This is a genomic window from Staphylococcus sp. GDY8P85P, from assembly GCF_017892405.1.
GTDB lineage: Bacteria > Bacillota > Bacilli > Staphylococcales > Staphylococcaceae > Staphylococcus > Staphylococcus borealis.
In genome coordinates, this window is record NZ_JAESLA010000001.1 from 79648 (window position 1) to 105904 (window position 26257).

The following is a 26257-nucleotide window of genomic DNA, read 5'->3' on the forward strand; positions in this document are numbered from 1 at the left end:
AATTCGTTGTTCCGCCTCAAAACTATTATATTCAATCAATTAGGGCAGAGAAAATGCTTATATCAAGCTGATCTCTGTCCTATTTCTTTATTAATAGTTTAATCCTATTACTACAATAAATTAGCAATTTATATTTAGTTCATTAACATGCGTATTTAAATTTACAAACAACTTAATTTTCATATGTATAACAATATCGTTTATACTTATAGAAAACCTATTGGAGTATGATATTATGAGCACTTTTAAAACCATTATTTTTAGTTTAATTATAAGCATATTGATATTTACGATAGTTGGTTGTCAAACAAATCGTAATCATTCATCTAAGTATCAGAATAATGATCAAAAGCAGGTTGCAACATTGTTTATGCATGGGTATGGAGGAACGAATCATTCCGAAAAATATATGGTCAATCAAGCAGTAACTAAAGGTGTGACTAAGGATGTTGTTACAGCACATGTTTCAACTAATGGAGAAGTTCAGTTTAGCGGCAATATTTCGAAGAGGTCAAACAATCCAATTATCAAAATATTATTTGAAGATAATAAAAATGGGGATGTAGCGCAAAATGCCAAAAATATTAAAAATGTACTCACTCAAATGAAAGACAAATTTCATATAGCGCATTACAATTTCGTAGCACATTCAATGGGGAATTTATCATTTGCTTACTTTATGAAATATTATGGAAATGACAATGAATTGCCTCAACTTCAAAAAGAAGTAAATATAGCTGGTACATATAATGGTGTTTTAAATTTAAATGAAAAAGTAAATGAAATATCTGTTGATAAAAATGGTAAACCTAGTAAAATGAACGCAAATTATAAAGAATTATTAGGTCTTAAAAATAGTTATAATCATAAAAATATAGAAGTGTTGAATATTTATGGTGACTTACAAGATGGTACACATTCAGATGGAAGTGTATCAAATAGTTCGTCACGCTCCTTAAAATATTTGTTAGGTGATAGTCCTAAAACGTATAGAGAATCTAAATATACAGGTAAAAAAGCGCAACACAGTGCGCTACATCATAATAGAGAAGTATCAGATGAAATCATAAAATTTTTGTGGGAATAAAGTGTCACAATAATAATTGTCAAATTGTAATGCCAGATATGATGATTTTATTGTGAGGTGTTAGCGATGAGTTGAATTAATTCTAGTCTAGCTTCTTCTCCAAACACATGAGGCATAACCATGATTTCATCTACATGATACGTTTCTATTAATTGAGTTAATTTTATGCGTACTTCATTAGGTAGGCCACTAATAACTCGACGCTTGTTTTGTTCAATTTTTTTTAATTCACTCGAAGTATAATGACGGTGTTGCGCAGTAATAATTGATGGGTAAGATTTTGGTTGATTGAGATAATTGATACGCAAAAGCCATAAATGTAGGGCATCTAATAAATCAGCAACTTTATTAGACGTTTGAGCTGTAACTACAAATGTAGACAGAATAACATAAGGCTTCTTTGATTCTGATATGTCATTCAATTGATTGTATCGATGTCGATAATAGCTGATAAGATGATTAAGTTTATCTTGTGGTTGTCCCATATATGCAATTACAAAAGGTAACCCTTTTTGCGCAGCTAATTCTGCACTGCGTTGGCTCATTCCTAAAATAAACATATCAGGTGAGTCATCAATTTGAGGTGTTGCATATATAGACATATATCGATGCGGTTCATCATATTGGTTACTAAAGTAGTGACGCAAATCATCTATTTGATTGTCTAGAGTGGGCTTTTTGCTTTTATACTCATTAAGCGCTTCATTTACTTGCTTAAAACTTGGTGAACGACCTAAACCCATATCGATTCTGTGAGGGTGACATGCTGCCATTATTTTAAATTGTTCAGCCACTTTATAGGCACTATAATGTGGTAACATTACGCCACCACTACCAATCTTTATCGTTTGCGTATGTTCTAGTAACATCATCATTACAATTTCTGGTGCACTAGATGCGACCGAAAAAACATTATGATGTTCAGCAACCCAAAATCGTGTATAACCTAATTTCTCAGCAGTTTGAGCTAACGTTATACTATGCTTAAATGCATCGTGGGCATTGCTATTTTCAAAAATTGGAACATAATCTAAAATGCTTAATTTCAATTTTAAATATGCCCCTTTCAACAGTAATAATAAGTTAGAGAAATTGTATTAGTATTGTAAAATGAAGCCATCTATATTGCTATCTATTTGTTTATAATATTATACTTAGTTAAAACATTAGCATAGTTAAAGGTGGCGTTAAATCAATGAAAGTAATTGGATTTGAACAACCATTTCATTTATCAGAAGGCAATTTATTTAAAACGTACGCGTTAGATATTCCAAAACCAAAGGCACATGAATTATTGGTTAAAATACAATCTATCAGTGTTAATCCAGTAGATACGAAACAACGTTTGACGGAGGTATCAAAAGTACCTCGTGTATTAGGTTTTGACGCAGTCGGTTATGTTGAATCTGTTGGAAGCGACGTTCGTATGTTTGAGGAAGGTGACATTGTATATTATTCTGGCTCACCCGATCAAAATGGATCAAACGCAACATATCAAATCATTGATGAAAGATTAGTTGCTAAGGCGCCTCAAAACATTAGCTTTGAGCAAGCTGCAAGTTTACCATTGACTGGTATAACTGCATCCGAGACATTGTTTGATGTATTTGGCATTTCACATAACCCTGAAGATAATAAAGGGAAATCATTATTAATCATAAATGGGGCAGGAGGTGTAGGTAGTATTGCGACGCAAATTGCTAAGACTTATGGTCTACACGTTATAACGACTGCATCACGTGACGAAACCATTCATTGGACTAAGGACATGGGTGCTGACATTGTCCTGAATCACAAAGAAGATTTAGTTAAGCAATTTAAAGCGCAAGGCATTGAATTAGTAGATTACGTCTTCTGTACATTTGATACAGATATGTATTATGACACAATGATTGAATTAGTGAAGCCAAGAGGTCATATTGCAACGATAGTAGCATTTCAAAATAAACAAGATTTAAATGCTTTGAAACCTAAAAGTTTAACTTTCTCACATGAATTTATGTTTGCAAGACCATTGAATCAAACGGATGATATGATTAGACATCATGAATACTTAGAAGATATTACTAAGAAAATTGAGCAACATGTATATAAACCAACTACAACGAGAGTAATAGAGGGCTTAACGGCTGAAAATCTGTATCAAGCACATCAAATATTAGAATCAAACTCAATGATTGGTAAATTAGTTATTCGTTTAACGCAATAGCTTTAATATAAAATAATTAAATAGTAATAGAAATATGAATAATTGGCGTTTATTCCTGTTGAAAAAGGCAATAGGTATAAACGTCATTTTATTTTGACCAAAATTGAATAAACAATATTTGTTGAAAGGAGTATATGATGCGAAAAAAGTCGATTAGTTTAGTGTTTTGGACAGCATTAGCTATTTGTACACTATTTGTTATATACGGTGCTGTTTTTCCTAAACAATTAGAGATAGGGACCCAAAACATTACTACATTTATAGCGAGGCATTTCTCATGGTACTATTTATTGCTAGTTTTACTTATATTCTTTGTCTGCGTCTATTTATTATTTTCAAGATATGCATCGATTACACTTGGTGAAGAAGGTGAAGATCCTGAATTTTCTCTTCCATCATGGTTTGCTATGTTATTTAGTGCTGGTATGGGCATTGGATTGGTATTTTGGACTACTGCTGAACCGATCAGTCATGCGTTTACGTTAACGCCTATACATAAAGCAGGTAGTCAGACGGCTATTAATGATGCCTTTCAATTTGCATTCTTCCATTGGGGTGTACATGCATGGGCTGTATATGGAATTGTGGCTTTAGTCTTTGCATACTTTAGTTTCCATAAAGGATATCCTGGCTTAGTAAGTGCAACATTAGTCCCTATATTTGGTGAAAAATCTATGAAGGGACCTTTAGGTGGCGCAATTGATGTGTTAGCTGTTATTGCAACAGTTACTGGCGTTGCAGCAACACTTGGATTTGGAGCGCTTCAAATCAATGAAGGCTTAAATTTCCTGTTTAATATCCCTAATAATTTTGGTACTCAGGTTATATTAATTATTATTGCGACAGCTTTGTTTACTTGGTCAGCGTGGTCTGGTATAGACAAAGGAATTAAAACACTTAGCAACGTTAATATGCTATTAGCATTTATTGTATTAATAGGATTATTTATAGTGGGGCCAACGCTTTATATCCTAAACACATTTACAAATGGATTAGGTAATTATATCTTTAATTTCTTTAATATGAGCTTACGTATTCCAATGAATGGTGGAGAAAAATTCCAATGGCTTCAAAACTGGACTATTTTCTATTGGGCCTGGTGGGTATCATGGGCACCCTTCGTCGGTATCTTTATAGCAAGAGTTTCAAGAGGACGTACGATTAAAGAATTTATTCTCGGTGTATTATTTGTTCCAGCACTTGTATGTTTCTTTTTCTTTGCAGTTTTCGGCGCATCAGCGGTGTATTTACAAGATAAAGGTATTGCTAATATTGCAAAAGAAGCAACAGAAACAGCAACCTTTGCTACTTTAGAACATTATCCACTAGGATTTATTTTAAGTATTGTCACTTTAGTCGTTATTATGATTTTCTTTGTGACATCAGCAGATTCAGCAACGTATGTATTAGGCATGTTAAGTTCAAAAGGTGATATTAATCCAGCTTCATTTGTCAAAGTAAGTTGGGGCATAATACTAGCATTATTTGCCATGATTATGATTTATACCGGTGGTACGCAAGCAATTCAAAACTTACTTATTATAGCTGCTTTACCATTTTCAGTTGTCATAATATTAATGATTTGGTCATTATTTAAATCGTTAAGTATAGATCATCCAAGAACGTCTAATAAATTTCCAAATATATTACAGTATAAAACGTCGAAGCAAAAAGATACAAAAAAATAAGAATGAAATATATGTTTTCACTGTGCTAAATTTGGGAATACTCTTTGTAGAAAGTAAAAAATTAATAAATATTTAAATAATTATATTAATAATTTTGAATTAATGTTTTGAATAATATTTATAGGGTATTAATTCGTATACAATAATTCAACAATAACTTAGGAGGTGCGTACGAGGTGAAAAGACTAAAAAACTTTATCCTCGGCCTATTAATAGTTGCTATTGTTGGATTCCTATTGTTTATGTACATAAAAGATAGTCGAATAACAAAATATCAAGACTACTTCCTACAATTCAATTGGTTCCAACCACTATTAATTGGTTTGGCTGCATTACTTATATTGATAGGCTTAATATTAGTATTCAGCATATTTAAACCAACGTATAGAAAACCAGGATTATACAAAGATTATGATGATGGTCATATTTATGTATCTCGTAAAGCAGTCGAAAAATCAGCTTACGATACAATAACTAAATACGATCAAGTAAGACAACCTAATGTCGTTGCGAAACTTTATAATAAGAAAAATAAATCTTACATCGATATTAAGGCTGACTTCTTAGTACCTAATGATGTACAAGTTAAGTCTTTAACTGAAAGTATTCGTTCAGACATTAAACATAATGTTGAACATTTTACTGAATTACCAGTTAGAAAACTTGAAGTGAATGTCAGCGATCAAAAAACAGCTGGCCAACGCGTTCTGTAAGGGAGGGATAACATGGCTGATAATAATAATCAAAATGGACAAGATGGAAGTCAACAAATCATTGACTTTATTAAATCTTACAAATGGCGAATCATTGGTTTCTTTGCATTTTTAATTATAGCAATCTTATTCCTAACTTTAGGATTTTGGAAAACGATTTTAGTTATCGTATTATGTTTAATCGGAATCGGTGTTGGGTATATTAAAGACCGTACACAGGATTTCATGAATTTCTTAAATAGATGGAGTTAACCAATTTATTTGAGAACACAGTATTAAAAAATTAAAAAATAATATATAGATAAAAGGAGAATGTAATATGTCAGTAGAAAACAATAATAATAAAGCTAAACAAGCGTATAACAATCAAACAGGAGTTAATGAAAAAGAAAGAGAAGAACAACAAAAACAAGCAGAACAATACAGACAACAAAATGAACAACAACAATTTGAAAACAAATTAACATTTTCAGATGAAGTTGTTGAAAAAATAGCAGGCATCGCAGCTCGTGAAGTTAAAGGTATCTTAGATATGAAAGGCGGTTTCGCTGATAGCTTCACAAATGCATTTTCAAGTGGTAACAACGTAACAACAGGTGTTTCTGTTGAAGTTGGCGAAAAACAAGCAGCAATTGACTTAAAAGTAATTTTAGAATATGGTGAATCTGCACCAAAAATCTTCCGTAAAGTTACTGACTTAGTTAAAGAACAAGTTAAATACATCACTGGCTTAGAAGTAGTAGAAGTGAACATGCAAGTAGATGATGTGATGACTAAAAAAGAATGGCAACAAAAAAACGAAAAAAATAATAACAACAACAATAACAATTCTGAAAGATCAGGATTACAATAAGTATAAATTTAACCCTTTAGGTTGTGTTTACAGCCTAAAGGGTTTTTTTGTATCAATTTTATTTGTTCAAATAATTTGTCATTTTATTTATGCAATGGATTACTTACTTTAATGTAAGTATAGTGATGTGCTTCATCCTCTAAGCGCATTGTAGTCACACATTTATAATCTATTACTTCATCAAATATGACTTTTTTAATTTGAGATATGCGATCTGTGTTAACATTTGTTAATTGATTTAGAATATGATGAATGATATTTCCAACACTATTCCATAATGTAGCTTCAAATTTGTCGTCATCGATAAACTTAGAAACGGTCAATATAAGTTCACCTATATGATTTTGAACAGTCGAGTAAAATACTTTATTAAATACTGTAGTTTTAGAATCGGTTAGTATTCTAGATTTTTCGTGAAAATGCTCAGTCACATAACCAGCTTCATTTAATTGTTGTTCATCGATTCGTAAACCTTCAAAGTCACGAATATATATCGTACGCAATCGACCATCAGTAGTAAATGTTGCAATTGAATTTTGTAAATGTGCTTCTAATGCAACACCATATTTCACATATAAAGGCATGACGATACCCAACAGTTGAGAAATATAGTCGGTTAACCATTCGTGTGCTGCAACGTCTAAACTATCCTTTACATAATTCGTTTTATAGCGCTGAATTAAACTTATTATCGGCGGTTCTTCATTATTTTTATAAGTAGCCACTAAACTCGATGGAATAATAGGCACACTATCATTGTCTATTAGATTATAAATATTATCTCTAAAAAGGGTCCCTAATTGTTCACTACGATCTGTTTGTATAGCCTCAGCGTCATTTGAATTATAAAAGTGAATGCCAGCAAATTCATTTAAAATACCAGTTCTATAGGATGTGAAATCTGCATCTTGTTCTAGAATGTCATTTAAAATACGAGTCACTAAAGGACCATTGTGTGTGGTCTGTTCAGATAAAGTTCTAATTTCACCAGTAATATGCACATTAGTAGATAATTTGATATGTGGCAAAGTTACAGGATATTTTGGCATTAATGTTCTGAATGATAATCCAGCATAATATGGCAGTTCTACGTTTAATGGAATCATTAAATGATGCTTTAATTCTTCTTCGTATTGATGTAGTAATATGTTTTGAAACTGCCATGGGTGGACAATCATCAAATCATAATCATCAAGTTTAATAAAACCAGTACATTCATTTTCAATGCGTTGATAGAGTTCTGGAAAGTGGGATTTTAGTTCATCATTATACGTAAGCGATAACGTTTCAGTTTTAGCGATACTTTGATGAATGAGTACACATTTTAAGTTAATTTCTTTATTATATTCAGAACTATATTTAATATTTTCATTAGCATTTAGCCCTTTACGTAATTTAGCACCTGGATGAAGCGGATGACCTTCAATAACAGCCTGCTCCGAACGTAAATAACTATCTTGTTCATTAAAAATAATGTCCAATAATGGTTCGTTTGCATGTTGCATCTCATAAGCTTGATAAGCAAGTGCTAACGCCATGTTTGCAACACTATTCTCCATATCATCCTTAAATTGTGAACTTGCTTCATTATCTAACGCTGGTTTTTCTTTTAAAATGCTAGCTAATATTTCATTTGGATGCAATATACGACAAAATTGGTTACTATGTTTAGCGCGATAATAAAATGGGCCTTCAACATCCACACGTCCAAAAGCATGCTTACCAGTAATACGTGCAAAGATATATTTATCCTCTTGTGGAAAATACACGCGCATCATTTGGTGTTGTCCATCGATGGGACAGTCTTTGATATCATTGGACCACATGACGACACTATTTGATTGAGCGTTAACTAAATTCTCTCTGTAGAGTGATGTAATTAAGCGTTGTGAGATTTTATCTCGAGCAATGAGTAACTCATTTTTAAAGTAGCTAACTAAGTGGGGTAACGCTTGTTCTAAATAGTTTAACGCGCCTAATTCTTCCTCAGTTAACTGTATGTTTTTATTATGTATTGAAATTAAATTATTCATATGGCACCTCAAATTCATTTTACAAAAATCTAAAACATTTGTATAATCCATAATATCGATAATGATATTCATTATCAATTATAAATATTATTATAAATAAGTAGGTGGAATACTGTGGCGAAATTTTTCTTCTCTAGTTCCTTTTTATTATTTCTAGGGAATTGGATAGGACAAATTGGCTTGAATTGGTATGTGCTTACTAGTTATCATAACGCAGTCTATTTAGGATTGGTTAATTTTTGCCGACTCGTACCGATTTTGTTATTAAGTGTCTGGGCTGGCGCTATTGCAGACAAGTTTGATAGAGGGAAATTACTTAAAATAACTATTTCATCCTCATTTATAGTGACAGGCATACTATGTGCTTGTACTTTTCTATTAGCTAAAGTACCAATTAGTATCATTCTGATTTATGCGACACTTAGAGGTATGATTAATGCGACAGAAACACCAATAAGACAGGCTGTATTACCTGATTTATCTAGTCGGTTAAATACGAGTCAAGCTGTTTCATATCATTCTTTCATCATCAACATTTGTCGTTCAATCGGTCCAGCGGTTGCAGGACTTATTTTATCTATTTACCATGCACCGGCTACTTTTCTTGCTCAAACGGCGTGTTACTGCATTGCGACACTTTTATGTTTACCATTAACGTTCAAAAATGAAAGTGAGATAAGTAAAGCGGGCAAGGCGTTTTCTTTTAATGTTGTTTGGGAATACTTTAAGAATAATATGCAAGCTTCAAGAATATTCATTACTTCATTAATCATAATGGCTACAGGTTTTTCATATACGACATTAGTCCCAGTATTAGTACATGATATATTTCCAGGTCGTTCAGAAATATTTGGCGTATCAATGACTTTTTGTGCCATAGGTGGTATGCTAGCTACGCTTTTACTACCTATAATTTTGAAAAAGTTAAATACCGTTCATATGTATTATTTAAGTTCTTGTCTATTTGGCATAGCACTATTAGGCGTCATCATACATCAGATTATAGTCATGTTCATTTGTATGGCACTTGTAGGTTTATTTAGTCAATTAGCGAGAACGTCAAATCGAATTTACTTTCAAGAGGATATAACACCTGAGCATCGTGGAAAAATATTAAGTATCGTAATGATGGACAGAGGAATGATACCATTAGGAAGTTTACTATTAACAACTTTATCAGAAATTATGGGTGCTATTAATACATTCATCGTAATGGGCGTATTTACTTTTATAATTGCATTCATAGCATATATGATGCAAAGACCAATTAAAGTGGAGGAGTAACATATGATTCAAAACGCATGGCAAAATGCGGACACCAACATTCAATATCGCATTTTAAATGCATTGATCAAAGAAAGCATTTGGCCTGAACAAACCATAATAACAACTCAAAATCATCAATTAACTATACAATATCATGGGTGTATACTATCTACTCATTTTAAACGTAAAAGTATGATGTCACGATATGACTTTGAAGGTCCAATTACATACCAATGTGGTAATGAAAATAAAACAATCACTGCGGTAGAGAAATTATTAAGTGCTTTAAAACATCACTTTGATATTGATATACAACAACAACTTATTAATGAAATTATACATAGTAGGGATAGCTTTGTTGAAATTTATAAGCAATTTGATCAACGGCAACATAACGTGCAATCAAGTATGCAGTTCTCTTGTATGCCGACCACATTAAATTTCTTTGCATGGTTACAGCATTTAAGCGATTCCAATGAGATTAATGATTTATTATATTCCGAAAGTTTAGTATTGGAAGGACATCCAACGCATCCACTTACTAAAACCAAACTGCCATTAACAATGGATGAAGTTAAAATGTATTCGCCTGAATTTGAAAAAGTCATTCCATTAAAAATAATGTTATTACAGAAAGACTGCGCTCAAGCGACAAGTATTGATGGTACTGAAGACTTTATATTAAGAGAAGTTATTCCAGAATATCAATTAAGGCTAAGAAAATATGCACAATCGATACAAATTTCATTAGAAGACTATTACGTCATATTGGTACATCCGTGGCAATACAACCATACCATTTATGACAAATTTTCAAATTGGATAGCGCACAAATTATTAGTCACGACACCATTCGAAGTCGATTCTAAAGCCACATTATCATTTAGAACGATGTCTTTAATTAATAAACCTTATCACGTAAAACTACCTGTAAATGTACAAGCGACAAGTGCTGTCAGAACCGTTTCAAGTGTAACAACAGTAGATGGTCCAAAATTGAGTAAATCTCTACACAATGTCTTAAACCAATATTCACAACTAAATGTTGCCATCGAGCCATATGGATTGTGTGCTAAAACAAATGACGATGACGCGAGACAATTGGCATGTATCATTAGAGAAAAACCTTACATAGCAAATAATGGTGTGACAATTGTTACTGGTGCATTGGTTAACCCAAATCCAATTGATCAACACATCACAGTTGATAGTTATATTGAGTGGGTTAATGGTGAGGTAAATAAAAGTGGCATCATAACGTTTATGGAAAATTATAGTCGACAACTTATTACACCCTTACTCAATTTAATACAAGACTATGGCATAGCATTAGAAGCACATATGCAAAATACGATAGTAAATTTGGGCCCGAATTTTCAAATGAATTTTATTGTAAGAGATTTAGGTGGCTCTCGAATAGACTTAAACACACTTACACATAAAATGAATAATACACAAATAACAAATCAAAGTTTATTAGCCCAAACAATTGAGGAAGTCATTGCTAAATTTCAGCATGCGGTTATTCAAAATCAGTTAGCTGAATTAATAAATCATTTTTCAAAAAAAGAAAATATAACAGAAGCGGAATTGTTTAATATAGTCCGAAAAGAAGTCGAAGTCGCTATTAATGATCATAAGCCACATGCCCAAGCATTAAGAGATGTGTTGTTTGGTCCAACGATTACTGTAAAAGCTTTATTGCGCATGCGCATGACCAATAGAGTGAAAAAGTATTTAAATATAGAACTTGAGAACCCAATTCGAAAAGAGGTGTAATAAGTGGCTCAAATCAATATAAATTTATCTAAAATTGAATATAATGCAGAAGCGTTAAGAACTTTATTAGAAGAGAATGATATACATTTAACTCCAGTCATCAAATGCATTGCCGGTGACAGTCGCATTATTGAAACATTAATTCAATCAGGAATTACGTATTTTGCAGAATCCAGACTTGAGAATATAAATGAAAACTTCAAGGATCAATGCAATTACCTACTTTTAAGACCAACATCTAAGAAAAACTATACGCAACTTGTCGAAACAATAAAAATAAGTATGCAAACAGAAATTGAAACGATTAGAGAAATCAATGACATCGCTAAAAGTTTAAATAAAAAACATCAAATTATGCTGATGATAGATTGGAAAGATAGACGTGAAGGCGTAATTACCTACGATGTACTAAACTATATAGAAGAAATTATAAAAATGACTCAAATTCAGTTAGTAGGTATCGCTTTTAATTTTATGTGTTTTAAATCATCCGCACCAACTGAGGACGATATATTTAAAATAAATCAATTCGTTGAAGCTATTGAAAATAATTTAGGATTTAGACTGAAAGTTATATCCGGCGGTAACTCAAGTATGATTCCTCAATTAATGTATAACGATTTGGGGAGAATTAACGAATTAAGGATAGGTGAAGCTCTGTTTAGAGGTGTTGATACGACAACTTATCAATCTATTCCGATGTTATTTCAAAATGCCATTACATTAGAAGCAGAAATATTGGAGATTAAACCACGGTTATCAGATAACAACCAATGCTATCTACAAGCTATAGTAGATATAGGCTATGTTGATACAAATATTGACAAAATTAAACCGATAAAAAATGATGTTGATATTGTCGGCGCATCAAGTGACCATCTTATGATTAACTTAAATAATCAAGATTATTATAAAATTGGTGATGTTATTGAATTCTCATTGGAATATGAGGCACTTTCTCAAGTCATGTACCATAATCGTATGACAAAGAACTATTTAAAGGATCATTATATTCATTCTTTGAATAATCAAATGAATCATTCTCCAATACTGACACATAAATAATTTAATTTATTATTTGAATTAAATTGATATCGAAACATTATGTAATAGATTAATTAGCCTTTAATTTAGAATTATATTTCTGATTAATGGCTTTTTAATTTATGCTTATATACCTATATTCTGTTGTTAATTAAAATTACAATAATTTTTTATAAAAAAATTAAAAAATATCATAAACGATATTGACATTGATAATCGTTATCAATAAACTATGTATTGTAAACCTATACATATTAAGGAGTGGAATTCATGAAAGGCTTTAAGTTTGCAGGGATAGTAGCATTACTATTTGCATTAGTATTAGTTACTGCATGTGGTAATGTTAGTAATAATGGGTCAGACGATTCAAATAGTAAATCGTCATCTAAAGACGCAATTAAAATTAAACATGAATTAGGTACTACAGAAGTTCCTAAAGATGCTAAGCGTGTAGTAGCTTTGGAATTTTCATTCGTAGATGCATTGGCAGCACTTAATGTTAAACCAGTGGGGGTTGCTGATGATAATAAACCAAATCGTATTATCAAGCCATTAAAAGATAAAATTGGTGATTACAAATCAGTTGGTACACGTAAACAACCTAATTTGGAAGAAATCAGTAAATTAAAACCAGATTTAATTATTGCGGATAGTAACCGACATAAAGGTATTTACAAAGAATTAAGTAAAATTGCGCCGACAATTGAGTTAAAAAGTTTTGATGGTGACTATAACGATAATATAGAAGCGTTTAAAACGGTCGCTAAAGCTTTAAATAAAGAAGATGAAGGTAAAAAACGTTTAGAAGAACATAAAGAAAAATTAGCTAAATACAAAGATGAGATTCAATTTGATAAAAATGAAAAAGTGTTACCAGCAGTAGCGTCTAAGTCTGGGTTATTAGCGCATCCAAGTGAATCTTATGTAGGTCAATTCCTAACTCAACTTGGCTTTAAAGAAGCATTAAATAAAGATGTTACTAAAGGTTTAAGTAAATATTTACAAGGACCTTATTTACAACTCAATGCTGAAACGTTAAAAGATGTTAATCCAGAACGTATGTTTATAATGACTGATGGTGCAAGTCCTAAAGAACCATCTTATCAAGAAATGAAAAAAGATCCAGTTTGGGATACACTAGATGCGGTTAAACATAATCGTGTAAGTATTGTTAGCCGAGATACTTGGGCTAGAGCTCGTGGTTTGATATCTTCTGAAGAAATGGCTAAAGAACTTGTTGAAATTTCTAAAAAAGACAAAGAAAAGTAAGGTGGCTAAGCGATGACTATTAGATCAACTGATAGTCAATCTGCTATAGATAAAGCAAATAAGAGACGCACTACACTCACATTTATTGTGAGTGGGTGCTTTCTTTTTATTTTTGCATATTTTAATTTAGCGATTGGCTCTTCTGAAATTCATGCAAAACATATTTTCGAATACTTTTTTACGTCTATGGATAATAAACAAACATTTCTTATTCATAATGTAAGAATGCCTAGAATGATTGGCGGTTTATTGATTGGTGGTGCATTGGCTTTAGCAGGTCTATTAATGCAGGCAATCACTAGAAATCCACTCGCATCGCCTCAAATATTCGGAGTTAATTCTGGCGCATCGTTTGTCATAGTACTAATTACCATATTAATACCTGCATTAGGAAATTATGCTACGTACTTAGCATTTATAGGTGCATTTATTGGAGGATTAACTGTCTATGTATTATCCGGATCTACGAAAAAAATAACACCAATTAAATTGGCCCTTGCAGGAATGGCAATTCATTTATTTTTCAGTAGTTTAACGCAAGGCATCATCATTTTAAATGAAGATTCTAATACTACCGTTATGTTCTGGTTAGTAGGTTCATTAAATGGATTGAAATGGACTGCAGTCTTGTCAGTTATGCCTTGGCTCATATTAGCGCTTATCATAACGATGTTACTAGGCCGTCAATTAACCATAATGGAATTAGGAGACGATATAGCAAAAGGATTAGGCCAGAAGACTCAGCTTATCAGAATTATAGTTGGCCTACTTGTCATCGTACTAGCAGGCGCGTCTGTTTCAATAGCAGGGCCTATTGGATTCATTGGCTTAATTGTCCCTCATATAGTTAAACGCTATATAAGCAAAGATTACTTCTTAATGGTGCCATTAACATTTCTGATTGGTGCAGATTTATTATTGCTATCAGATATGTTAAGTCGACTTATAACATTCCCTTATGAATCACCAGTTGGTATTGTTACATCATTTGTTGGAGCAATCTATTTCTTATTAATAACTTTAAAAGGGGTGAAACGAATATGACAAAACGACAATTATCTATTCGTTATGCCATTGTAATTACTTGTTTAATTGCAAGTGTCTTTGTAAGTTTATGTGTTGGTTCAACAATGTATAGCCCGTTAAAAGCATTTCACAGTGTTTTAAGTATGGATGATTTTATACTTAATGAATACCGTATTCCAAGAACATTATTGGGGTTAGTTGTAGGAAGTAGTCTGGCTATTTCTGGAGCTGTGATTCAAGGTGTAGTTAGAAATCCACTTGCATCTCCGGATGTAATCGGAATAACTAAAGGTGCAAGTTTAGCAGCAATTATTGTAATTATGTTATTTCCTTCTGCACCACTATTAGTATTACCAATTGGTTCATTTATAGGTGCATTATTAATCAGTTTAATTTTGTCATTTTTGATTTCTAAATATAATATTAAAGGATCAACATTAGCTTTGATAGGTTTAGCTATCGGTGCGATATGTACAGCTGTGGTTCAATTTTTACTTATTAGAAATCCTATGGATGCTAATAATGCTTTAGTTTGGTTAACAGGTAGTTTATACGGTCATACAATTGATAATTTTTATTCAATCCTACCTTGGTTTATTATTACTTTACCATTCGTATTAGGTTTGAGTTATCAATTAGATATTTTAAATTTAGGCGAACATATTGCTACAGCACTTGGTGCAAGGGTACAAAGACTTAAGATGATTTTACTTATTTTATCAGTAATGTTAGCGGGTGCTTCTATCTCAGTTGTTGGTGGAATTAGCTTCCTAGGTTTAATTGCACCCCATATTGCTCGATCAATTGTAGGACAGCGATATTTTCATGTAGTAATCATGTCTGGTTTGATAGGTGCGATTTTAATTTTATTCAGTGATGGACTGGCTAGAGGTATTCACCCACCATTAGATATACCTGTTGGTGTTATCATTGCCATCATTGGTGTTCCTTATTTCTTATTTTTATTAAGAAGAATATAATGAAGTTAAAGAGCTAATTTTCCTCTAATTAAACGTGGAAATTTAGCTCTTTTCATATTGCATCTCTATAAAAAATAAGATATAGTATTAAACATGTTATTCATAAAAATGCATATATTCTTATATTTATATATAATTATAAGTCAGCTAGTAATATAAATACATAATTAATGAATATAAAAACATCAATTATGAGAGAGAAAGAGGTTATAAATGGTGGAAGGATATACGAAGCAACAAATTGCTAAAGGTAGAGCGAAGTTTATAACAATGTCTATTATTGGAATTATACTTTTCTTAATTCCTATTCCGGTTACGCAAGATGGTGAAAAACAAACGACATTACCTGTAGCTTTTTTAGCTAATTGGTTAAAAGGCCTACTTGGAGATGCAATGCCCATCATCATCATTACTATTATTACATTATCTGCAATATTAACACTTTTATATTCCACTCTATTTAGAAGTAAGGTTAAGCCTGGTGGACTATTAGATAGTGCATTTAAAGTCGGCCCAGTTTGGATGACATTAAGATTATTGGCAGTTGTCTTTGTCTGGATGACTTATTTTAAGTTAGGATCAAAAGTGATTTATTCAGAAGATACAGGTGGATTAGTGTTTAACGACCTATTACCAACCTTAGTTGCAGTATTTTTATTCGCTGCACTATTTTTACCGTTCTTAATGGAATATGGGTTGTTGGAATTTTTAGGGCCTTTATTTAGACCAATTATGAGACCTTTATTTACATTACCTGGACGTTCGACAGTAGATAATCTTGCTTCATTTATAGGCGATGGAACTGTAGGTGTGCTTATTACAAGTCGACAATATGAAAGAGGTATTTACTCTAGAAGGGAATCAATAGTGATTTCGACTACATTTAGTGTAGTTTCTATCACTTTTGCAATTGTTATCGCAGAAACGGTTGGACTTCAACATAAGTTTTTTGCTTTTTACTTAACAGTAATCGTTTCATGTTTTGTAGCAGCTATGATTATGCCTCGTATTTGGCCATTGAACCAAATACCCGATGAATTTACGAAAGAAGTTTCTGAAAATACTAGATTAGAAAAATTACCTGAAGGTAAAACGGCGATAGGCTATGGTTTTGAAGAGGCGACAATTGTTGGTTTGAAAGCACCGGGATTTAAAGAATTTTGGAAATCAGGTTTAAAAACGGTCATAGATATGTGGTTTGTTATCCTTCCAGTTGTTATGAGTATAGGAACACTTGCAACGATGATTGCTAACTATACACCGGTATTCTCAATTATTGGACAACCATTTATTCCGATTCTTGAATTATTGCAAATACCAGAGGCAGCTAAAGCTTCTGAAACTTTATTAATTGGTTTTGCGGATATGTTCTTACCTTCCATACTCATCGCTGATGCACATAGTGAAATTACGAGATTTGTTATAGGTGCATTAAGTATTTCTCAATTAATATATTTATCAGAAGTTGGTGGTGTAATACTTGGTTCTAAAATACCAGTTAGCTTAGGTAAACTATTTATGATTTTCTTAATCAGAACTGCTATCACTTTACCGATTATTGCATTGATGGCCCACTTATTGTTATAACCACAATTTAGGCAATGAAGATTTATGTTGGAAATATTGATCTTATTCAACCAACATAACTTCATTGCCTTCTTTTTAATTTAAGGTAGCTAATACATTAGCTTTGACAATTTCACTATTTATAACTGGAGATGTTTCGGCCGATGTTTTACCTCTATTTTGATGTGCTTCTTTAAATGCATCACTTTTAGTCCATGCTTCGAAATCTTTTTCAGTTTCCCACCACGTATTGACATACATATCTTCACTGTCTTTGTCTCGTTCAACTTTCCAAACTTCAATTTTATGGAAACCTTGTAATGCTTCAATTTTTCCACCTTTAGTAAATCTTGGTGCCATTTTTTCTGCGAACCCTTTTTTTACAGTAATTCTATTTGTTACTACAAACATTTTTTAACCTCCTTATTCTTAAGCATAGTGTAATTAATAACTCGGAAAATAAAAAGTAATTAAGTATTAAATGTATAGGTATATAAAAACTGCCAACTACATTTAATGCGTTGGCAGTGAAATGTTACATATAACTTTGCGAAAGAAATTGTATTATATCATTACTTAGTTAATTCATTATAAACTTTTTGGTCATTGTGCGTATAAATAATGTATTCATGATCATCTGTATCAATAATCACTCTATTCGTTTTACCAAAAGTAGAACCAATACGTGAAATATTTTTAGAGTCTAAATCTGGAACGGCATGAATTTCTTGGTCTTGTGAGATATTTTTAATGTCACTAGTAGGGATTTTAATATCTGCTACTCTCCATTGAATTCTAACTTCATTATTATCTTTCTTTACAGTCATTGCCATTAAAGAACACATCCTTTATGTTATTTATGTCTATATCATATATCAGTATGTAATCGTTTTCAAGTATTAATGCTATACTTTTTTATTTTGTGATACACTATTTACTTTAACCGAAAATATGTTCGTATTTTGGCGTATTTTGTGTTAGAATGTTCTCTATAAAGGAGAAGGTATATGACAGGCAAAACTCACGTATCTGCTGGTTTGCTAGTGGGTGCATTAACAACCGAACACTTTCAAACTGATTTGTTCTCTACTGTTACTGTATTATGTTTATCAGTGGTTTCAAGTTTGCTTCCAGATATTTGTCATACTGGAAGTAAGATTGGTAGGAAATTAAAGTTGCTAAGCATAATCATTAGGCTTTTATTTGGTCATAGGACATTCACTCACTCATTATTATTTATTGGTATCATTGGATTCCTCCTTAATTTAATTCAAACTCCTATATACTATTTGGTTTCCATTATCGGTGGTATGGCGTCTCATGTTATACTAGATATGTTAACGCCAAGAGGAGTAAAGTTACTTTATCCGATTCCTCTAACTATTAAGTTCCCATTCACCTTTAAAACAGGCGGCTTAGTTGATGTATCACTGGCTACTGCATTAAGTATTGGCGCATTATACATATTATTCCAAACGTTTATTAATGATTTATTACAATATATAAGCCAGTCCATTTTAGGGTAATACTAAATTATTATGGGTATGAATACATATTGAATTCATCACAAGGAGAGTTAAAATGTTAGATCAAAATCAATTAAAGAAATATAATCAAGAGCATTTGAGTGAATATGAAAAGCTAATGAGTAGTAATGAAAAAGAAAAATTAGAAGCTAAAGTGAATGATTTAGATTTAGAAAGTATTCAGCAATTATTTAAAGATTTATATATAAATCGTCAATCGATTTCAGACGTATCAACAGTTTCAGAAGTGAAATATCAACGCAAGTCAGACTTGGCGGATCAAGAAGTAGCTAAATATGAACATAAGGGATTAGAAGCAATAAGAAACGGTGAATTTGCAGTACTTTTGATGGCTGGTGGCCAAGGTACTCGATTAGGTTATAAAGGACCTAAAGGTTCTTTTGAAATAAAAGGAATTAGCTTATTTGAACTACAAGCACAACAATTACTTAAACTTAAAAAAGAAACGGGTCATTTAATTAATTGGTATATCATGACTAGTGATATTAATCATGAAGAAACGTTAACGTATTTTGAACAACACGATTATTTTGGCTATAATCCTGATAATATACATTTCTTCAAACAAGATAATATGGTTGCGTTAAGTGAAGAAGGACGTCTTATTCTGAACGAACAAGGTTATATTATGGAGACGCCAAATGGTAATGGCGGTGTATTTAAATCATTAGATAAGAATGGCTTTTTAGATAAAATGGCAACTGATGGTGTGAAATATATTTTCTTAAATAATATTGACAATGTATTAGTTAAAGTTTTAGATCCATTATTTGCAGGATTTACAGTAGTACATGATTGTGATGTAACATCTAAATCAATTCAACCTAAAGATGGTGAAAGTGTTGGACGTTTAGTAAATCAAAATAGTAAAGATACAGTACTTGAATACTCTGAATTAGATGAAGAAGTAGCAAATACGTTTAATAATGCAAATATTGGTATTCATGCTTTTAAAGTTGGTTTTATTAAACAAGTGGTAAATAATGACTTACCAAATCACTTAGCAGTGAAAAATCTAAAGCAATTAGATGAAGATTTTGGTGTTGTTGAAAAACCAACTTTAAAATTTGAACTGTTCTATTTTGATATTTTTAGATATGCAACTAGTTTTAACACGTTACAAGTTAATAGAGAAGATGAATTCTCTCCACTTAAAAATAAAGAAGGTAAAGATAGTGTTGAAACTGCTACATCAGATTTAGAGCGTATGAATTTAATTTAAAGGGTGGTGGTGTTAGATGTCTAACTCATCTAAGAATACAAAAAGTGCTGTTGTTGAATCTTTTAAAGACATCATCCCGCTATCTTTTGGTGAAGAAATAGGTAATGCAGTATCACATGGTGTTGCTGCGTTGATTACGCTTTTTTTACTTCCTTATGCGGCAGTACATAGCTATATAGCCCATGGAACGTTGAGCTCAATCAGTGTTTCAATATTTGTAATTAGCATTTTTATGATGTTTATCTCATCTACAATATATCATTCAATGAAGAACAATACTGCACATAAATACATATTGAGAATCATTGATCATAGTATGATTTATGTTGCAATTTCTGGGACGTATACGCCCGTTCTATTAACTGTTGTAGGCGGATGGATAGGTTGGTTAGTGTTTATATTATTATGGGGTACCACAGTTTGGGGAATATTATATAAATCTATCTCTGAAAAAGTGAATCCAAAGTTAAGTTTAATTGTATATCTTGTGATGGGATGGGTTGGTATTATTTTTCTTCCTATTATCATTATGCGTACGTCATGGATGTTCATTTTATTTATAGTTTTAGGCGGTTTATCATATACGATTGGGGCTTGGTTTTATGCGCAAAAAAATCGTCCTTATTTCCATATGATTTGGCATATATTTATCGTTATCGCTTCAATGTTCCACTTTATTGCAATACTTTATTTTATATAGAGAAACTAAAAAATAAGGTTGATGATTTTATCGGTCATCAGTCTTATTTTTATTTTAAAGTGATTATTATATTGCGTCTGAATAAATCTAACGATTATTCTATTAAAGTATCTAAAAAGATAAAAAGGAGGAAAATTGTTCATGAATTTAAAGTCTATAGGTATTGTTGTTACATTAGTTTTAACTATGTTTATGGCTGCAATTGAAAGTTCAATTATTTCATTAGCCATGCCTACAATAAGAACAGATTTAAATGCTGGAGCATCAATATCATTAGTATTTACAGTTTATTTTATTGCGTTGGTAGTAGCTAACCCGATTGTTGGTGAATTATTAACACGTTTTAAAATTCTTTATATTGCAATGGTAGGTTTATTATTGTTTGGTATAGGTAGTTTAATGTCAGGAATGAGTAGCACATTTGTTATGCTCATCATTTCAAGAATCGTCCAAGGATTAGGAGCGGGGGTTATGATGTCGTTAACTCAAATTGTTCCTAAATTAGCTTTTGAAATACCATTTAGATACAAAATTATGGGTATAGTTGGAAGTGTATGGGGGATATCTAGCATTATCGGACCATTGCTAGGTGGAGCTATTTTAGAGTTTGCAACATGGCATTGGCTATTTTTCATAAATATCCCGATAGCGGTTATTGCAATTATTTTAGCATTTGTTACGTTTCATTTTCCTGAGGAAGCGGAAGTTAAAGCATCTAGCTTTGATGTCAGAGGACTTACATTATTTTATGTGTTCATAGCCCTATTTATGTTTGGTTTATTATATAAGTCATCAATAGTATTAAATATGATTGCTTTAGTGTTAGCATTTATATTCATATTTATTTTATTCAAATTTGAAAGCACAATCAAAAATCCATTCATACCAATTTCAGAGTTCAATCGTTCAGTCTCATTAGTATTTGTTACGGATCTCTTAATAGCGATGACTTTAATGGGATACAATTTATATATACCGATTTACTTACAAGATCATCTACATCTCTCTCCACTTCAAAGTGGACTGGTTATATTCCCATTGTCAGTAGCTTGGCTAGTTTTAAATTTTAATTTAGCGAAAGTTGAAGCTAATTTAACGCGTAAGGCATTATACATCACAGCATTCACTTTATTATTAATCAGTAGTATCATACTAATGTTTGGTTTGAAAATGCCATTATTAATTGCAGCAACTGTAATACTCGCTGGACTAAGCTTTGGTTTTGTTTACACTAAAGATAGTGTCATCGTTCAAGAAGAAACAAATCCGAGACATATGAAGAAAATGATGTCCTTTTATGCATTAACCAAAAATTTAGGTTCATCAATAGGTTCAACTGTAATGGGGTATTTGTACGCTATGTCAATAGGGTTTATAAATGGTCATTTTTATAATATTTTACTTGCAGCTGCATTAGTGAGTATCTTACTCATCATCATGTGGTCAACGCTTTATAAATCCAAGGCATAGCATATTAAAGTTTTAACATAAACTAAATGTGATGTATTATTAAGTTCTTTTAATATCGCGCTTTAAATTTTATATTGCGTTTTATAAATGATAAAATAGCCGTGTGAAACAAAGGAGGGCAAAAGATGAAGTTTTTTAAAAATAATTATAAAAATATTTTATCTACTTTATTTGTCCTCACTATCTTTATTATTTCAGGTGCTATTTTTTTAATGTTTTTAGGATTTGGTTTATTTGGTTTAAGTCGAATCCTAATTTTTTTTAACTTAGGAGACTTTACCTATAATAAAAATTTAGTAGATAATTTAGTTTATTATGGAAGTTATATCGTTTTTGGTTACTTCATTTTATTTGCCATTGAACATTTAATGGACTACTTTAGAAAGCAATTGCCTAACAATCCATATTTTAGTGGTAGTATGTTTCATTTGATTTCTTATGTCGTAACAACGATACTCTTCTATTTTATAATTCATATACACTACGTTTATATAAAAATTGACTTTTGGGTCATCGCAGTCATTATAGGGCTATTATATATATTTAAAATTATATTTTATCCAGATAGTGAGAATCTTAATAATAAGAAAGAGTAAGCATTTAGTTTGCTTGGCGTACTAAAGTTTGGTTGAATATAACAATGTCTTTGAATTAAAAGGAGTTTTTATATGGCGAATATAGAAGTATCCACAAAAAAACGGAACCTCATTGTTGCAGTAATGTTATTAAGTGCATTTATAGCTATTTTAAATCAAACTTTATTAAATACTGCTTTACCGCATATTATGAGGGAACTAAATACATCTGAAAATACTGCCCAATGGTTGGTAACTGGTTTTATGTTAGTTAATGGGACAATGATTCCGTTGACTGCATACTTAATGGATAGAATTAAAACTAAGCCATTATACTTAGTTTCTATGGGAATCTTCCTTATTGGATCTATTGTTGCTGCTATTGCACCTAACTTTGGTGTTTTAATGTTTGCCAGAGTGATACAAGCAATCGGTGCTGGAATTATTATGCCGCTCATGCAGTTTACGTTATTTACTTTATTTTCTAAAGAAAAGCGTGGTTTTGCAATGGGCTTAGCTGGCTTAGTTATCCAATTTGCACCAGCGATTGGCCCTACTTTTTCAGGCTTAATTATAGATAATACGAGTTGGAGAGTTCCATTCATTATCGTTGTAGGCATTGCACTTATAGGTTATATCTTTGGTGCTATTACATTATCTAGTTACAATGAAACTAAAAAAACAGCGTTAGATAAACGATCAGTTATTTATTCAACGTTAGGATTTGGATTGATGCTTTATGCATTTAGTAGTGCAGGCAATCTTGGATTCACTCATCCAATTGTTATCTTTTCATTTATAATTGGAATGTTAATTGTTGTTGCGTTTGTAAGAAGACAATTATATATAACTAATCCGTTGTTAAATCTCCGAGTTTTCAAAAGTAAAATTTTCACTTTCAGTACTATTACTTCAATGATTGTCATGATGTCAATGGTAGGTCCGGCACTTTTGATTCCATTGTTCGTGCAAAACGGTCTTGGTCTTAGTGCCTTCATGTCTGGATTGGTCATAATGCCAGGGGCTATTTTAAACGGTATAATGTCTGTTTACACCGGTAAAATTTACGATAAATATGGACCTAGACTTTTAATCCTAATTGGATTTATCGTGCTCATTATAACTACTGCCTTGTTGAGTTTCTTAAAATATGATTCATCTTATACCATGTTAGTTATCGTGTATGCAATAAGAATGTTTGCTGTTTCACTATTAATGATGCCAATTAATACAGCAGGTATTAACGCACTTAAAAATGAAGACATTTCGCATGGTACTGCCATTATGAACTTTGGCCGTGTTATGGCTGGCTCACTTGGAACGGCCTTAATGGTAACCATTATGAGTATTGGGGCTAAATTACTAAGTCAAAGTTCATCTATAAGTGCCAATCATGAAATCGCACAAAGACAAAGTGTTGCAGCAGGTGTTGATTTATCATTTGCAATAGTAACTGGATTAGTGATTGTTGGATTCATCTTCTCTCTATTTATTAAAGAAGAAAGACACTACATTAAAAAAACAACGAATACACGTGATATATAACGATTAGATAAAGATAGAAGTTGGTCTTCATATATTGAGCTAACTTCTTTTTTTATACATTTAAAAAATATATACTGATTTAGAAAGTCAATACATATTAATATTTGTTATTATAGAGATATAAAGAATGCTAAGGGGGATTTACATTGTTAACGGTAGATCAAGTGAAAGAAATAGTCGGAGCATTAAAAGATCCGATAATAAATGTACCACTTAAAGAAACAGATGGCATCATCGAAGTAACTACAAAAGAAGAAATAGAACACGTTAGTGTTAAAGTGGCAATGGCACAACTAGGTGGACAACCACAATTAGATTTACAAATGGCAATAGTAAAAGCGCTAAAAGAAAATGGGGCTAACACTGTTGGGATACGATTTGAAGAGTTACCTGCCGAAACGGTAGAACAATATACAGGTAAAAAAGAAGAACAACCAAAAACTATAGAGGGATTATTATCTAAAGATAATCCAGTAGAATTTATAGCGATTGCTTCAGGTAAAGGTGGCGTAGGTAAATCGACAGTTGCAGTAAACCTAGCAGTTGCTTTAGCACGAGAAGGCAAACGTGTTGGCTTAGTAGACGCTGATATCTATGGATTTAGTGTACCTGATATGATGGGTATTGATGAGAAACCGGGAGTCCAAGGTAAAGAAATAATTCCTGTTGAACGTCATGGCGTAAAAGTGATATCAATGGCATTTTTCGTAGAAGAGAATGCGCCAGTTATATGGCGTGGACCGATGCTAGGCAAAATGTTAACTAATTTCTTTGTAGAAGTGAAATGGGGAGAACTTGACTATTTACTATTAGACTTGCCACCAGGTACAGGTGATGTAGCTTTAGATGTTCATTCAATGTTACCAAGTAGTAAAGAAATCATTGTAACTACGCCTCATCCGACAGCAGCATTTGTAGCTGCAAGAGCGGGAGCGATGGCTAAACATACTGAACACTCTATCTTAGGTGTCATTGAAAATATGAGTTATTTCGAAAGTAAAGAAACTGGTAATAAAGAATATGTCTTTGGTAAAGGTGGCGGACGTAAATTAGCAGATGAATTAAATACGCAGCTACTAGGTGAATTACCATTAGAACAACCTACATGGAATCCTAAAGATTTCTCACCATCAATTTATCAAGCTGATGATCGATTAGGTAAAGTTTATACGTCTATTGCTCAAAAAGTGATAGCATCTACAATTAAAAAATAAAATCCTATTTAGTGTAAAATTAACGCATGGAAATTCAGATTTTCATGCGTTTTTCTATTGCAAAATATTTTGAATCTGATAGAATAATTTCTTGTGAGCAACAATGAAACTTGAACATAACAAAGACAAAAATTAGTTCAAAAAAGTGTTGACTTAACTATTTAAACTTGATATTATATAAAAGTCGTCGAAAACGGAATGTTAATTCCTTACAAAGTTTGTTAAAATGGTGTAAAACTTACCATTGCAAAATGAAAAAAGATGACTTAAAATAATAAAAGTAATCAACAAAAGTTGTTGACTTTCTAAAAAGAATGTTATACAATTAAGAAGTTAGTTTAAAAATGAACATTGAAAACTGAATGACAATATGTCAACGTTAATTCCAAAAATAGTAACTTAAATGTTACAAACACTATTTAGTATTATGAGCTAATCAAACATCATAATTTTTTATGGAGAGTTTGATCC

Annotated in this window: 24 protein-coding genes; 20 read left to right on the forward strand and 4 right to left on the reverse strand. The window is 31.8% G+C overall.

All coding sequences use genetic code 11. The features are described 5' to 3' along the window. Positions 1–235 precede the first annotated feature (235 nt). Entirely contained in the window at positions 236–1087 is an 852-nt protein-coding gene (locus KA828_RS00490) for an alpha/beta hydrolase (protein WP_075108920.1), read from the forward strand. 47 nt (positions 1088–1134) lie between these two features. Here KA828_RS00490 and KA828_RS00495 read toward each other — a convergent pair whose 3' ends face one another. Continuing rightward, positions 1135–2136 carry an LLM class flavin-dependent oxidoreductase gene (locus KA828_RS00495; RefSeq protein ID WP_210125190.1) on the reverse strand — a complete coding sequence of 334 codons (1002 nt, stop codon included), beginning with the start codon at positions 2134–2136 and terminating at the stop codon, positions 1135–1137. 146 nt (positions 2137–2282) lie between these two features. Here KA828_RS00495 and KA828_RS00500 point away from each other — a divergent pair, with 146 nt between their 5' ends. From KA828_RS00500 to KA828_RS00520, 5 genes are all read left to right on the forward strand, one after another. Further along, positions 2283–3296 carry a zinc-binding alcohol dehydrogenase family protein gene (locus tag KA828_RS00500; protein ID WP_210125191.1) on the forward strand — a complete coding sequence of 338 codons (1014 nt, stop codon included), beginning with the start codon at positions 2283–2285 and terminating at the stop codon, positions 3294–3296. Between the two features lie 137 nt (positions 3297–3433). Further along, entirely contained in the window at positions 3434–4984 is a 1551-nt protein-coding gene (locus KA828_RS00505) for a BCCT family transporter (RefSeq protein ID WP_075108917.1), read from the forward strand. 176 nt (positions 4985–5160) lie between these two features. Then, positions 5161–5697 carry an alkaline shock response membrane anchor protein AmaP gene (gene amaP / locus KA828_RS00510; RefSeq protein ID WP_210125192.1) on the forward strand — a complete coding sequence of 179 codons (537 nt, stop codon included), beginning with the start codon at positions 5161–5163 and terminating at the stop codon, positions 5695–5697. 12 nt (positions 5698–5709) lie between these two features. Continuing rightward, positions 5710–5949 (forward strand): DUF2273 domain-containing protein, encoded by a 240-nt coding sequence (locus tag KA828_RS00515; RefSeq protein WP_053028532.1) that lies wholly within the window; start codon positions 5710–5712, stop codon positions 5947–5949. 67 nt (positions 5950–6016) lie between these two features. Beyond that, entirely contained in the window at positions 6017–6550 is a 534-nt protein-coding gene (locus KA828_RS00520; RefSeq protein ID WP_075108915.1) for an Asp23/Gls24 family envelope stress response protein, read from the forward strand. A gap of 83 nt (positions 6551–6633) precedes the next feature. Here KA828_RS00520 and KA828_RS00525 read toward each other — a convergent pair whose 3' ends face one another. Next, positions 6634–8583 (reverse strand): IucA/IucC family protein, encoded by a 1950-nt coding sequence (locus tag KA828_RS00525; RefSeq protein WP_210125193.1) that lies wholly within the window; start codon positions 8581–8583, stop codon positions 6634–6636. Positions 8584–8697: 114 nt separating this feature from the next. Here KA828_RS00525 and KA828_RS00530 point away from each other — a divergent pair, with 114 nt between their 5' ends. The 7 genes from KA828_RS00530 to KA828_RS00560 all read left to right on the forward strand — a co-directional run bounded on the left by KA828_RS00530 (position 8698) and on the right by KA828_RS00560 (position 17534). Next, positions 8698–9867 (forward strand): MFS transporter, encoded by a 1170-nt coding sequence (locus KA828_RS00530; protein ID WP_210125194.1) that lies wholly within the window; start codon positions 8698–8700, stop codon positions 9865–9867. A 3-nt stretch (positions 9868–9870) separates the two neighbouring features. Then, positions 9871–11628 carry an IucA/IucC family protein gene (locus KA828_RS00535; protein WP_210125195.1) on the forward strand — a complete coding sequence of 586 codons (1758 nt, stop codon included), beginning with the start codon at positions 9871–9873 and terminating at the stop codon, positions 11626–11628. A gap of 3 nt (positions 11629–11631) precedes the next feature. Next, positions 11632–12693: an alanine/ornithine racemase family PLP-dependent enzyme gene (locus tag KA828_RS00540; protein WP_210125196.1), complete on the forward strand. Its 1062-nt coding sequence runs from the start codon at positions 11632–11634 to the stop codon at positions 12691–12693. A gap of 249 nt (positions 12694–12942) precedes the next feature. After that, positions 12943–13941 carry an ABC transporter substrate-binding protein gene (locus KA828_RS00545; protein ID WP_075108910.1) on the forward strand — a complete coding sequence of 333 codons (999 nt, stop codon included), beginning with the start codon at positions 12943–12945 and terminating at the stop codon, positions 13939–13941. A gap of 12 nt (positions 13942–13953) precedes the next feature. After that, positions 13954–14985 (forward strand): FecCD family ABC transporter permease, encoded by a 1032-nt coding sequence (locus KA828_RS00550; RefSeq protein ID WP_070855253.1) that lies wholly within the window; start codon positions 13954–13956, stop codon positions 14983–14985. Further along, positions 14982–15947 (forward strand): FecCD family ABC transporter permease, encoded by a 966-nt coding sequence (locus KA828_RS00555; RefSeq protein WP_193839081.1) that lies wholly within the window; start codon positions 14982–14984, stop codon positions 15945–15947. The genes KA828_RS00550 and KA828_RS00555 overlap by 4 nt, the downstream gene beginning before the upstream one ends. A gap of 213 nt (positions 15948–16160) precedes the next feature. Then, a complete protein-coding gene (locus KA828_RS00560; RefSeq protein WP_156305040.1) occupies positions 16161–17534 on the forward strand; it encodes a YjiH family protein in 1374 nt (457 codons plus the stop codon). Positions 17535–17609: 75 nt separating this feature from the next. Here the strand turns inward: KA828_RS00560 and KA828_RS00565 are convergent, their stop codons facing one another. Then, positions 17610–17924: a heme oxygenase gene (locus tag KA828_RS00565; protein ID WP_193839082.1), complete on the reverse strand. Its 315-nt coding sequence runs from the start codon at positions 17922–17924 to the stop codon at positions 17610–17612. Positions 17925–18085: 161 nt separating this feature from the next. After that, complete coding sequence (locus KA828_RS00570; protein ID WP_053028522.1) at positions 18086–18346, reverse strand: SunI/YnzG family protein; 261 nt, start codon at positions 18344–18346, stop codon at positions 18086–18088. A gap of 174 nt (positions 18347–18520) precedes the next feature. Here KA828_RS00570 and KA828_RS00575 point away from each other — a divergent pair, with 174 nt between their 5' ends. The 7 genes from KA828_RS00575 to KA828_RS00605 all read left to right on the forward strand — a co-directional run bounded on the left by KA828_RS00575 (position 18521) and on the right by KA828_RS00605 (position 25786). Further along, on the forward strand, positions 18521–19039 hold the full coding sequence (locus KA828_RS00575) for a metal-dependent hydrolase (protein WP_075108907.1): 519 nt from the start codon (positions 18521–18523) through the stop codon (positions 19037–19039). A gap of 55 nt (positions 19040–19094) precedes the next feature. Beyond that, positions 19095–20282, forward strand: a complete 1188-nt coding sequence (locus KA828_RS00580; RefSeq protein WP_210125197.1) for a UTP--glucose-1-phosphate uridylyltransferase — start codon at positions 19095–19097, stop codon at positions 20280–20282. Positions 20283–20298: 16 nt separating this feature from the next. Continuing rightward, positions 20299–20982 (forward strand): PAQR family membrane homeostasis protein TrhA, encoded by a 684-nt coding sequence (trhA, locus tag KA828_RS00585; RefSeq protein ID WP_075108905.1) that lies wholly within the window; start codon positions 20299–20301, stop codon positions 20980–20982. 141 nt (positions 20983–21123) lie between these two features. Next, positions 21124–22452 (forward strand): multidrug efflux MFS transporter SdrM, encoded by a 1329-nt coding sequence (gene sdrM / locus KA828_RS00590; RefSeq protein ID WP_193839085.1) that lies wholly within the window; start codon positions 21124–21126, stop codon positions 22450–22452. A gap of 125 nt (positions 22453–22577) precedes the next feature. Further along, positions 22578–23048 (forward strand): SepA family multidrug efflux transporter, encoded by a 471-nt coding sequence (locus KA828_RS00595; RefSeq protein WP_053028517.1) that lies wholly within the window; start codon positions 22578–22580, stop codon positions 23046–23048. 72 nt (positions 23049–23120) lie between these two features. Beyond that, complete coding sequence (locus KA828_RS00600; RefSeq protein ID WP_053028516.1) at positions 23121–24572, forward strand: MDR family MFS transporter; 1452 nt, start codon at positions 23121–23123, stop codon at positions 24570–24572. 146 nt (positions 24573–24718) lie between these two features. Beyond that, positions 24719–25786: a P-loop NTPase gene (locus KA828_RS00605; RefSeq protein WP_210125198.1), complete on the forward strand. Its 1068-nt coding sequence runs from the start codon at positions 24719–24721 to the stop codon at positions 25784–25786. The last annotated feature ends 471 nt before the right edge of the window (positions 25787–26257 follow it).